Here is a 12,983-nt window from a genome sequence, read left to right on the forward strand (position 1 = left end):
GGGTCATGACGACGAACCACCTCCGCAGCCGGAGTCGGGTCATGGCGACGAACCACCTCCGCAGCCGGCGGAGCTCGGGCGACGATGCTTTCGCCGGGCCGTCGGCCTCGGGCGTCGACCTCATCGCCGCCGCCCACGGGACGGCTGATCCGCGCGGTATCCGTGTCGTCCACGAACTCGTTCGGGAGATGGCTCGGCAACGGCCGGATCTCCCGATCTCGCTGGGTTTCGTCGACGTCGACGTACCTGCGCTGCCAGGTCTCGTCAGCCGGGTCATGGCTGACGCGGGTGAGGCGGTCGTCGTACCACTCCTGTTGTCCAGCGGCTATCACGTCCACGTCGACATCGCCGCCGAAGCCGCACACCACCCCGGCCGCGTCCACGCCGCGCCCGCCCTCGGCCCCGACCCCGTGCTAGCCGAGATCATGACCGACCACCTCGGCGACCTCTCGCACACAGACCACGTCGTCCTGGCCGCCGCCGGTTCATCCGACCCGCGCGCTCTGGCGGACTGCCGGCAAACAGCTCGCCTGCTGTCCACCCGCATCGACCGCCCGGTCACCACCGCCTACATCTCCGGCAAAGGCGAACTCCTCACGTCAGTCCTCTCCCGAATCCCGGGCCGCCTGGCCGTCGCGACGTACCTCCTGGCCCCCGGCTACTTCGCCGACAAACTCCAGGGCCTGGCCGCCCCCCACCCGACAACCCCACCCCTGGGCCCCGACCCCCGCCTGTCCCACCTAGCCCTCCACCGCTACGAATCCGCCCTCGATCGCTCCGTGATCGCGGTGTAGGGCGTAGATCTTGCCTCAGTAGCCGATTCAAGGGCGGTGCAGTCTGGTGCGGACCTGTCGTCGGGACCGCGAGACCGATCGGATTGGCGGGGTACGGGCTGACATTGTGGCACTGCGGTCGCTGTTCGTCGTCGCCGATGACGGCGGTACCGCTGCGTAGCTGCGCCGTCGGGCGAGATCAGCGTGCCGTCGGCGCCGAAAGCGGGCGGATCGAAATCCGGATCTGCGTCAGGCAGAGCTGACCACATGTGCCATCGTGGGTTGTCCGGCAGGACAGCGTCGGCCGTCGCACCAGATTTCGGGCGGTGTCGGTGCTCGATGGCTATCGACCGTTCAACCCGCTTCCGTTAGGAGGTGGTTCGTCAACTTCGGCTCGACCGCCTACACAGGACCCAAGCCTGACCGGAGAACTATTTCGCGGAGGTAGCGCCAGACCGGGGGCAACCGCATCTTTCCCCATTAAGTCCCGCGCGACTGCGATGTGGTCACGATATGAGAGGTTCCGCCCGGCGGTAGGTCGTCAGATGCCACACTGCGCATGTGGAGATTAGTGCCGGTGCTCAGTCACCATTCGAGCGCGGCGACGTGCTGCACACTCAAGACAGTCGGTCTCGCACGGTCCGTCGCCGCCGTAATTCTTTTTGTTCCCACCCGTCACCGGGTCACGCCGCGTCTAGTCCAGTGAACGTCCTAAGGCTGCGCAGCGACCTCGCCCAGTTGCCGCTTGAGTTGGCTCCGCTAGTCGAATGGTTCGATGGGCAACACGAAGCGCGGGAACGCTTTCGATGGGCCCTGCGCGACTCGCTCGACGAGTGCATGGACGGCCAGCGAACCGGCCGCTGGTGCTACCAGCACTTATCGAAAACCGAGAAGACATATCTCGGTACAGCAGTTGAAATCAACCTGACCAAGGAATTCAAGATCGACAACGGTGTCGATCTTGACTGGCGTATCGCAAGCATGGACGTGGACTGCAAATTCTCGAAGGATCTTGGGGGATGGGAGATCCCGATGGAGATGTACGTCTGCGCAGATCATGGCGAACGGTCAGGGCGCGCCGACCGTCCCGCGCTGCTGGTGTGGTTCAACGATGACACCAGTCAATGGGCAGCTGGCCTCATCACTATTTCAGACGAGATTCTCCGCTGGAAGATCGCCACGGCGACGGGACAACGGGTGCGCGCGTACAACCGCGACAATAAGCGGAAGATCGACCCCGAACATATAACTGACGTCTACTGGCTCTGGGGCGGCCTGCAAACCGACCTGCCCACAAACCTCATTCTCAGCCTCCCGGATGAGGTGAGAGCCCGCATCTTCGCGTTCCCCACCTCAGGTCAGAAGCGGGTGAATCAACTGTTCCGCGAGGTTCAAGGGCGGCTAGTTGGACGGCAGACTGTGCTGACGGTTGCGCAGCAGGACGATGCGCCGAAGCGGGCGCGCGATGCTCGTCTCCAGCTCCGCGACGAAGGGGTCATCGTGCTCGGCCATCAAGACATGCACCCCAAGATTGCGACGGCGCTGGGACTTACTGTGCCTGTAAAAGGGGAGTGGATCGCCGCGCGATTGAAACGCGCAGCGATTGGAGACGTGAAGTCATTCCAAGTCGATGGCACGCGCTGGACGCTTGCGAACGAGTCCGATCCCGTCGAACCTGCCCCTGACCTGCCAAAGAGTGCCGCGCGCTATGGGGAGTGGTGACGTGTCAATCGCCGAGGTCGATGGGGATGCAGATTTGCCATGCGTGGCGGAGGCAGCGTAGGGAACCCGGCTGATTGCCGACCGCAGCCTTTCCGAGTGTATCGACCCCAATCCCCTCACGGCGAGGTACGCAGTGCAAGTAGGGCAAACCGCCGACGCCTGCCGTGGGCTGTCGGCAGCTCTGGACGTCTGTCTCACGCTCAGTTACCATCAGTCTGCCCTATCCCCCCAGGGGCTCAAGCTCACTCGCGATCGTGTGCTGACCTACGGGAGGATTATTCGTGGCTGCTGCCGCTGTCTGTTCTGTCAGCCGGCTCCCTGGCTCAGGTGGTCGCGCTTCGGTGCAATTTGCCATTGAAAGACATCGCGGCGTTAGGAGACGCCTCCGGGGGGTGCTCGCGACGTCGGAAGTCCAGTGTCTCGGTTCAACCGCAGTGATCTTGACTGGCGGTGCCTGATGCAAGCTATCGATCTCAGCTTACCGCCGGACTATCTGCGCTGGCAGGAGCGGCTTACCCACGAATTCTTCGACGGGCGTGAGGGGCAGCCCGTCGTCATGTTCGTCGAACTCGACGATCTCCGGCGTCTCGCTGATCCCGGCGAAGACCCGGTTCGAGCGCTGGCAGCTGCCGTGAGACGCTTGGTCGACATCAGTCGCGGAGCCTCGATGTTCTCAGAGGTGCTTCGTGTGGAGACCGTCTGGCGTCGAGGGACACAGGATCGGCCCCCTCCGACGCTGCCGGTGCTCGCCCTCAGCGTGCTCGCCGCCTCGGAGATGCGCAGCGACGCATCGGGCGCACGTCACAACTACTACATTCGGTTCTCCCGTGCCCTGCTGCCGGACGGTTCCGACACCGAGATCGAATCCCTGCGGCACTCCCTCCGCGAGCGCGGCGCTTTCACCGACGTCGCAGTGATGTGGCAGCGCATCCACCACTGGATCGGCGAGCAGGCGGGTGCCTTCGGTACCTCGACGATTCCGGAAAACCCGGAACGGAGCCGCATCGGCTATCCGCTGTCCCAGGCGCTCATCCGGCGCAGCGACCGGGCGGCACTGACCCGTTTCTTCGACCGCATGCACCTCACGCGCCGGGGCGTGCCGTGCCCTGAGGCGCTCCTGGCCCTCTTGAAGGTCTGGACGCACCGCCGATCACAGGGATTCAGCGACCGCTTCGTGGAAGTGCTGGACGACCCGGACGTCCAGGATTACCTGCGCCCGCTCATCCACGAGCTCGCCGTGGCCTGGGATGGAAGGGTCATCACGGCAGAAGGGCTGCGGCGGCTTGAGATCCGGCTTGCCTTCGACCTCGACCGAGGCAGCGCATGGTGGGTCATCCCGGCCGTGTCCGACGCTCCCAGCGACATCCTGAGCGGCGCGACGGGCGGCACCGACTTCAGCGTGCTCATCACCCCTGACCCCTACAGCTCCATGTTCGAGACGGAGGGCTTGCCGCCAGTCGCGCCCGAGGCCCTGACGCACGGTCTGACGGCTCGCGGCAGGCTCTGCGTGGCGGAGTTCCAGCCAGCCCGGTTCCTGGTCATGGCAGGCAACGCTGATGCCGGCGGCTGGATGTCGGTCGACGCGATTCAGGCGTACGAGGAACACGTCTTCGTCGCAGCACCCGAGGTACGGCCGTTGGTCGAGCGCGCCCTCGAGATGGCAGCAGACTCCGGCTGGAAGCGCATGAGCGACGAGATCGCGAGTGAGATGCTCGACGGCTACTCCATCTATTACGGGGTCAGCTTCTCGGATCGCGACGCCCTGGAGGAGGCGATGCGGCTGCTACCGGCGTCGTTCGCCTCTAACATCCGTCTGGGCACCACGGCGCGCCCGAGGCTTATCAACGGGCTTCCGCTCCACCGCAATCTGAGCCGCAACACTTACCTGGCGGGCGGCGAGCCTGACCTCGAACTGCCCGTCGGCGCCGAGCCCCGCGACGTCGAGGTCGTGCTGGACGGGGACCGGAGCCAGGTCTTCCGCGCGTCCATGTTTCCGATTCCGTTCTGCCGCTTCGGGCCTTATGAGGAAGGCGACCACACCATCGGTGCGGACGGGGAGACGCTCACCTTCGTGGTGCGCCCCGGCTCTGGGGGAGCATACGAGCCGCCTGGCGTGGGTGGGCTGTCCTGGCAGGACGGCGAGTTGGTGCGGTCCGACGAGCGAGGAGACGTCTGCGGTGCCTGGACGGAAGAGCTCGACGATCCAGAGGTCGTGCTCATTCGGCGGGGCGCCGTCGAGAGCTGGCTGGTTGACCGCTCCGGACGGTTGACGGCGCTCGAGGAACCGGCGCTGCCCACCTTCGCCCCCGGCGTCCTCTTCATGTACTTCGAGGTCCGCAGGGACCGTGGTGCGTGGCTGCTGCAGAAGCGTTCCAAGGGATGGCAGGTGACTCGCCTGCGGCCCGCCGAACCGGCCTTCCAGGCGCTGGGACCTGACGACTTCCGCGTCTGGAGTGAGGCCGCCGTCTCCGTGCGATCCGCCGACCGGCTGTGGCCGCTCTATGTCGCCGCGTGGGAGCGTGCCGATGGACGCTGACGTGCTGCTGACCTGGATGAGCGAAGTCGGCTCGGGCCATGTCCGCGACCTTCGCCAGCGCGTCGCCTGGGCGGCACGGGCTGCCGACCGCAGCCCGAAGTCGTACGAAACAGGGCGCTGGCTGCGGGACATCTCGGCGCTTGGCCACGCGGAGATCGACTGGCAGGGCGGTACCTGGGCGGTAGCGCCCGCTGTCGCGACCCTCCTTCCGGCGACTGGTGGAACGGCGGTCCTCGCCGGGACCCGACGCGTCGGGCTTATCGACCGGCTAGAAGAGCTCGTCTCCGTGCATGTCGAACGCCCCGAGAGCCGCCACGATGGCCCGTTGCCCATGCCGTCGGCCGTCTTCGTGCAGGCTGACAGCCTGGGGGAGCTGCGCACTTCGCTGGAGGAATCGGGCGTCGAGTACGTCGGCTGCACCGCCCGGAGCATCGCCATGGGGCTCCGCCAGATCGCGCTCGGAGCGCACGCGGCACCGCCCGCGCGAGGTGACGCGGCTGAGCACCTTTCGGCGTGGGCAGACGAGGTGCGGTTCTGCTCCGGCATGCCCAGCGGTGACGGGTTGTGCCGCACCTCGGTCTACGGGCGGCCGAGCTACCGGTACCGCTCGAACGGCACCTGGTACCACACGGACCACGCCACGGGCATCCTGCTCGACCGTGCCGACCGTGGCATCAACGTCTTCCGCTGGAGGCCGGAGCGGGTCGCAGACGGCGAAGAGATCGGCACCGTCTTCATCGACCAGGGTGCGCCGCTGCCGCCCCTGCAGGCCCGCGCGCTGGTGCTCTGCAGCGGGCTTCCCACCCAGTTCGGTGACCTCGCCCGCACCGCGATTTACCGCAATGTCCCCAAGGACGTCGCCGGGCTGGTGGCAAAATCCATTCGGCAACAGGTGTCGGTCTTCACCTGATTACATCCCGGAGGTATCGATGGCTTCCCTCGAAGACGAGGTGCGCCGTGGGCTGGACGTCATGGGCACCTTCGACCGCCTTCGGGAGGCGTACTTCCGGTACTACGACACGCCGTTCGGGCTGACCGACGAGCGCCTGCAGCAGGAGCGCCGGGCACTCTTCGATCGAGACAACGGCGCGTTCCGTCTGCCGCTGATCGAGCTGCGGCCGGAGTACGTCACGACGAAGCGCACCTTGGCGGAGTCTGCCGCTATGGCCGGTGCACCGCAGGAGCTCGCCGACTTCGCCAGCCGCGGCCTGATCCCGTCCGGTCGCTCGCTCTACCTGCACCAGGAACACGCCCTGACCGCCGGTCTGACGCATGGCCGGAACATGATCGTCACCGCTGGCACAGGCTCCGGCAAGACCGAGTCGTTCCTGCTTCCCGTACTCGGGTCGCTGCTCGCCGAGTCCGCTGGCTGGGGCGGGGGACCCGCTCCCTTCGATCCGTGGTGGCGTGCCTCCGGGTCGGAGTTCGCTTCCCAGCGCGATGGGGAGGCCGGCCGCCCCAAGGCGGTGCGCGCCCTGGTGCTCTACCCGATGAACGCGCTGGTCGATGACCAGCTGATGCGTATGCGCCGGGCGCTGGACAGCGACGCCGTCCGGGGTTGGCTCGACACCCACCGCCGTGGCCACCGCTTCTATTTCGGCCGCTACACCGGCGCGACGCCGGTCACCGGCTATCGGACGACCGAGACCGCACTGGAGCGTCTGCGGGACGTGCTCGTCGCGACAGAGCAGCGCGGCGTGCGAGCCTCCCAGGTTGCCGCCGAGACCGGCAACGACGATGTCCGCTACTTCGTGCCTCGCCTCGACGGGGCCGAGATGCGCTCCCGCTGGGACATGGTCGACGCACCGCCGGACGTGCTGGTCACCAACTACTCGATGCTCAACGTGATGCTGCTCCGCGACCGGGACAGCCACTTCTTCGACTCGACCCGGGCCTGGCTCGACGCCAGCCCGGATCACCGCTTCACCTTGGTCGTCGACGAGCTGCACATGTATCGGGGCACGGCTGGCACCGAGGTTGCCTACCTGCTGCGGAACCTCAAGCAGCGGCTCGGGCTTACCGAGCGGCCGGACCAGCTGCGCGTACTCGCGGCTTCGGCCTCGATCGACGCCGAGCGGGACCAGCAGTACCTCGAGGAGTTCTTCGGCGTGGCTGCTGCGAGCTTCGAGTTCGTACCTGGCAGTCTCGCCATGCCCGCGTCAGCGCCCGCAGGCACGGCAGCGCACGTCACGGCCGTTCTCGCCGCTGAGGGCGACACGGCAGGTGATGTCGCCCGGCAGGAAGGCTTGACCGACACGCTCCGCCGCGCCTTCCTCGACGAAGAGGAGGACGGTAGCGAAAAGGCGGTTTCCCGCCCCTTGAGCGACCTGGCGGAGCGGGTGTTCCCCGACACAGCACCGGCTAATGCCGAGACTGCTCTCACCAAGGTGCTCACCGCGCTCGCGGCCAGCCCGCAGGACAGCGACCCCAAGGTGCGCGCCCACTACTTCTTCCGCAACGTGCCGGGAGTCTGGGCATGCAGCGATCCCAACTGCTCGGCAGCGCCAGAGAGCGACGAGCCGCGTGCCGTCGGCCGTCTCTACTCCGAGCCCACGACCCGGTGCGTTTGCGGTTCCCGCGTCCTGGAGCTGCTCTATTGCCAGAACTGCGGGGACGTGCTCCTCGGCGGCTTCACACCGGAGGGTCAGGCGCAGTCGGCCCGGGTCGACACGCTGCTCCTGGCAGACGTGCCGGAGCTCGCCAAGCTCCCGGACCAGGTCCGGCTGGAACGCACCGCCAACAACTATCTCGTGTACTGGCCCAACCCGGCTGCGGGCCTTGACGCGCTCGACCACAGCGACTGGAGCCGCGACAACAACCGCGTCCGCTATCAGTTTCGGCGCAGCGAGCTGACGTCGGCGACGGGCGGTATCCGCAACGTCGGCACTCAGGGCGGCCACACCGGCTGGACTTTCCACGCCTTCGTCCCGCCTGCGGCGAGGGCACGCCGTGACCCGGCGACGATCAGCCCGTACCCGACCCAGTGCCCCTCCTGCGGCGACGACTGGGAGATCCAATACGGACGGGGAGGGCAGCGTCTTCCGCACACCGACCCGCTGACCCAGCGCTCACCGATCCGAGGCATGCGGACCGGTTTTGAGAAGATCAACCAGGTCCTGACGACTGAGCTTGCCACCGACCTGGCTGCCGACGACCGCAAGCTGATCATGTTCACTGACAGCCGCCAGGACGCCGCCAAGCTGTCCTCTGGGCTCGGCCTGCGCCACTACCAGGACCTCCTCCGCCTGCTGCTCCACAGCCAGATGGCAGCCCTCGGCGACGCCTCGGCCGACGTGGCCCTCGCGAAGGCGCACTTCGTCAACCGGGAACGGTCGGCCGAATCCTGGGCAGCGGTAGACCGGCTGGAGAAGCGGGACGCCGCCGTCTTCGACCAGTTGCGTGACATCTGGGATGAGCGCCCCGGCACGAACCCGGACGACGAGCCGGGCCTCACCGCACGGTTGGATCGAGGCCCCAGCATCGCCGCGTCGTCGGGAGCCATCGCCGGGCAACTGCTCAGCATGGGCCTGAACCCAGGCGGGCCGCACGCCAGCCTGGGGTTCACCTCCAACGAGCGCAAGTGGACCAGCCTGTACGACTGGGATGCCAATCCTCCAATCCCGCGCGCCAACCTCTCCGCAGAGCAGGAGGCGCTCCGGGCCGACGTCAATCACTCGCTGCTTGAGGAAGTACTCGAAGGACTGTTCTCGGGCGCCGGCCGTGACTTCGAGTCGCTGGGGCTCGGCTGGCTCGCTCTCAGCGACGACAGCGACCCGATCAACATCTCGCCCGTATCCGACTTCGCCTACACGCGCGCCAGCCTTCGTGTGCTGGCCGACCTGCGCCGCTTCGACGGACTCAGGTCGCCGCGCCCGGAGCCGCCACGGCAGCTCCGCAACTTCTGGCGCGCCATCGAGCGTGACGGCGGACCGAGCGAGGCCGAACTCCGCGGCATCTTCCTGACCCGCTGCGGCACCACCGTCCGCGACTACCTCATCGACCCAGACCGCGTCGTACTCCGCCGGGCAGGCGAACTGGGCTGGGCGTGCGGCACCTGCGGACGACTGCACCTGACGAGAGGGTGCGGCTACTGCACCCACTGCGGGCGCACCCTGCCGACGAACGGCGTCCCGATCGAGCCCGAGAGCGACTACTACGGCTGGAAGGCAGTCCGGAACGCCGGGCGGTTCCGCTTCAACTGCGAGGAACTCACCGGCCAGACCGACCGCATCGATGCCCAGGCACGCCAGGCGCGGTTCCAAGGCGTCTTCCTCAGCACGGGACAACACGCCGAGGTGCCGTCGGCCGACGGTATCGACCTTCTCAGCGTGACGACGACGATGGAGGCCGGCGTCGATATCGGCGCCCTGTCGGCAGTCGTGCTGGGCAACATGCCGCCGACGCGGTTCAACTACCAGCAGCGCGTCGGACGCGCCGGTCGTCGCGGAAACCCGGTAGCCATCGCCCTGACCGTCTGCCGGGGCCGCAGCCACGACGAGTACTACTTCGACCAGCCCGACAGGATCACGAACGACCCGACGCCAGAGCCGTACCTGGCGGTGGACCGCCGCGAGATCTTCGGCCGGTCGCTCAGGTCCGAGGTGCTCCGCCTGGCCATGCCCTACGTGGAGAAGGCGACCATCGATGGAGGCGGCGTGTTCACGCCGACACTCAACGTCCACGGTGCCTTCGGCCTGGTCGCTGAATGGACAGACGCCCGCCCGCACCTAGAGCAGTGGCTGCTCGACAACCGTGACCTGGTGCGCAGCACCGCCGACGCACTGGCCGACCGGACGCCCCTCGCGACGGACTCAGTAGCGCTGGCGAATGCCTGCGCCTCCGAGCTCCCGGCCGTGATTGATCGGGCAGCCGGTCCGGGTTCCGTCGGCCACGACGAGCTCAGCCAGCGCCTCGCGGAACACGGCGTTCTGCCGATGTTCGGCTTCCCGACCAGCGTCCGCTACCTGTATCTGAGGCGCCCGTTCCGGACGTACCCCTGGCCGCCGGCCGACGTCATCGACCGTGACCTCGCGATGGCGGCCAGCCAGTTCGCCCCGATGAGCGAGGTGGTGCGGGACGGCCGGGTCCATACCGCCGTGGGCGTGGCTGCGTTCGAGCCAGTCGGCCGCCGGCCGCGGCACCCGACGATGGACGCCCTCGGCATCGACCGGACTATCTATCTCTGCCGGTCGTGCTCGTTCCTGTCGGATGAGGACCTGGGCGACATCGCGACATGTCCGCAGTGCGGCTACGGTCCTGAAGGCTTCGCCCGGATGCCGCTCCGTGAGCCCCTCGGTTTCCGCGCCGCAGGCCAGCGTGACTTCGACGGCAACTTCTCCTGGTCGCCACGGGCTATGGCAGCCCGCGCCCTCGCTGACCTCAGCCAGCTCCACCAGACGAGCCTGGGACCCGCCTCCGCTTACAGCGGCCCGGGGCGCCGGTTCGTGATCAATGACAACGGCGGCAAACTCTTCGCCTTCAAGGCGGCAGCGACCGACAACCTTAACTGGGGCGGTTACGTCGCGGTCGAGGCAGTCGAGAAGGGGGTCCTTCCGCCGACGGTCGTCACGGGCGATCCGTTTGAGGTCGCGCTCGGTGCGGTGCAGCCGACCGACTTCCTCTTCCTGGGTCCGCAGACGGGCACGCTCCCGAGTGAGGGGTTGCGGCTGAACTTCTCGGCTGGTCTCCAGCCCTACGGGGTCAGCGAGCTCACCGACGGTCGGCGCGCCGCTTGGTATTCGCTGGCGTTCCTGCTCCGCAAGGTCGCGGCGTCCGAGCTCGACATCGAGCCGCTCGAGCTTGTTGCCGGTATCTTCGCGGGCTTGGCCGCCAACAACGAGCCCGCGCCCTATGCCTTCATCGCCGACACCCTAGAGAACGGGGCGGGGTTCTCTACCCATCTTGGGCGGGACGACGTGCTGCCGACCCTCCTAGATGCCGTCGAGCACTACCTCGGCCGGTTGGCGGAGGACGACCACGCCAGCGTCTGTTCGGCGTCCTGCTACAAGTGCCTGCGCGACTACGGGAACATGTCGTACCACGCGCTGCTCGACTGGCGTCTGGCACGCGACCTGCTCCACGTGCTTCGGCATGGAACCTTCGCCGTCGACGAGCAGCGTCTGCAGGCGGCGCTCGCGGCATGGGCGCACGGCTACGGCGCCACGGTGCTGACCAGCGTCCCTGGTGCCGCCCGGTTCCGGCACCCACGCCTCGGCGACCATGTCGTGATCGTCCGGCACGCCTTGGAGGCATCCGAAGGCAACTTCATGACTAATCGCTTGGCCGATGCGCTCGCCCAGGTCGAGGTTGAAGAACAGGGCATCGGCGGCGTGGTCTTCGTCGATGACATCACCCTCGACCGCGACCCCGGCAGGGTGTTCCAGCTCTGCGACGATATCGGCGGTAGCGTATGAACCAGCCGAGCGTCGGCGCTGGCTGGCTTTCACCCTCCCGCGCCTGGCGCCTGATCGAGTGTCCTGCCTCGGTGCAGCCCGTAGCAGGCAATGGCCCGGGTGCAGCCACCGACCAGGAGGTCAACACGGGCACGCTGGCTCACCGTGCGCTGGAGCGATGGATCCGCGCAGAGGGATACCGGGCAGGCGACCCTAAGGCGGCGCTCGCAGAGGCGGCCGATGCCTGCGCCGCCGAACTTCCCGGTGGGCCACCGTCGAGTTGGCGTGTATCCCGTGCCCGGCTCGTGGCACGCGGCATGTCGCTCGTCGACCTGATCGGCCAACGGATGCCTGCCCAAGTCCTCTCCGAGGTGAAGCTTCAGGACGACGACTTGAGGTTGCGTGGTCAACTCGACCTGTTGCTTCTGGGCGATGACATCGTAGTCGTCGATCTCAAGACCCAGACCCTGCTGGATGAGGGATTGCCGGAGTGGGTGCAGTTCCAGCTAACGCTCTACGCCCACCTAATCGAGAAGATATACGGCGACCTGCCTGCACGAGTAGAAGTGTTCAGTTTGAACCGCGGCCGGATCGACGTGCCCATTACCAAGGAGACGCTGCGAGATGCCCGCGGCGCTCTGGCAATGGCCCGTGCTGCCAATCCATCACACGCTAAGCCGAGTCGGGAGGCCTGCCAATTCTGCGCCCGGCGATTAGAGTGCGAACCTCACTGGGAGGTCGCAATGAGGTGGCGAAATACCGATGCTTTAGAGGGGGCAGTCGTACGTGTCGAGGAGGCGACTACCGGCGTTGCCGCAGTCTTGTTGGAGGGCTTGGCTGGCCGCGCCTGGGCAAGTGGCATACCGACCGACCTGATCGCTGCTGCCACGCCCGGACAAATGCTACGCCTGGTTCGCGTGCACCATGTCGGGGTAGGCGCGGATCGCGTGGCCCTATGGCGATGGCGGCGCCTGAGTGCCGGCGGCGTCGGCACATTGTCGGAATGACCGTGATTGCTGTGGAGCCCTCGCAGTCCGATACAGCGGCCTAGGCCTGCCGGTGGGCCTTCCCGCCCAGAATGCAGCCTATGGACCGTGGCGACGAAACCGCCGGCGGTAGCATCCTCACTCGACTCGACTAACGTAACGATCTGGACCTACCCAGTTCAGACGCGCGTGCCGTAGAACATCGACGTTCCTGCGAAGGCAATCCGCCGCCTGTGCTTTCCTCAGATACCCTGTCAATGAGCCGTCAGGCGACCGGAGCTGGGACGACTGAGCGCGTCGACGCATCGCCGGCCGGGACATGGTTGGCCTCAGCCCGGCGGTGGACGCTGCTCAAGCCCGTCGCTTCAACACGGACCTCTGCCGTGCGGATCATCGACCAGCACAACGGTCCGGCTCCGCCGTGTGAATAGCCCTTAGGTCTGCTCTGTGCCAACTTCCGCCACATGGCGGGCCGACCGACCTTCCCATAGGACATTGTTCGGCAGCTTGCCGAGCACAGTCCTGTGCCCCCCTTCGCGCCACCAGTGTTCTGTTGTCGTCTCCACGCCGTGCG

Annotated in this window: 6 protein-coding genes; all 6 read left to right on the plus strand. The window is 67.0% G+C overall.

Annotation, left to right across the window (positions count from 1 at the left end):
- The first annotated feature begins 5 nt into the window (after nt 1-5).
- Complete coding sequence (locus ACQPYZ_RS06790; RefSeq protein ID WP_433166361.1) at nt 6-794, plus strand: sirohydrochlorin chelatase; 789 nt, start codon at nt 6-8, stop codon at nt 792-794.
- A 681-nt stretch (nt 795-1,475) separates the two neighbouring features.
- The gene (locus tag ACQPYZ_RS06795; RefSeq protein ID WP_433166362.1) at nt 1,476-2,495 is read left to right on the plus strand and encodes a NaeI family type II restriction endonuclease; all 1,020 of its coding nucleotides are present in this window, start codon (nt 1,476-1,478) and stop codon (nt 2,493-2,495) included.
- A 457-nt stretch (nt 2,496-2,952) separates the two neighbouring features.
- Complete coding sequence (locus ACQPYZ_RS06800) at nt 2,953-5,031, plus strand: hypothetical protein (protein WP_433166363.1); 2,079 nt, start codon at nt 2,953-2,955, stop codon at nt 5,029-5,031.
- Nucleotides 5,021-5,941 (plus strand): hypothetical protein, encoded by a 921-nt coding sequence (locus ACQPYZ_RS06805; RefSeq protein WP_433166364.1) that lies wholly within the window; start codon nt 5,021-5,023, stop codon nt 5,939-5,941. Before ACQPYZ_RS06800 ends, ACQPYZ_RS06805 begins: the two co-directional genes overlap by 11 nt.
- A gap of 19 nt (nt 5,942-5,960) precedes the next feature.
- On the plus strand, nt 5,961-11,444 hold the full coding sequence (locus ACQPYZ_RS06810) for a DEAD/DEAH box helicase (RefSeq protein WP_433166366.1): 5,484 nt from the start codon (nt 5,961-5,963) through the stop codon (nt 11,442-11,444).
- Complete coding sequence (locus ACQPYZ_RS06815; RefSeq protein WP_433166368.1) at nt 11,441-12,430, plus strand: PD-(D/E)XK nuclease family protein; 990 nt, start codon at nt 11,441-11,443, stop codon at nt 12,428-12,430. The genes ACQPYZ_RS06810 and ACQPYZ_RS06815 overlap by 4 nt, the downstream gene beginning before the upstream one ends.
- The last annotated feature ends 553 nt before the right edge of the window (nt 12,431-12,983 follow it).

The organism is Kribbella sp. CA-247076 (genome assembly GCF_050942445.1).
Taxonomy (GTDB): domain Bacteria; phylum Actinomycetota; class Actinomycetes; order Propionibacteriales; family Kribbellaceae; genus Kribbella.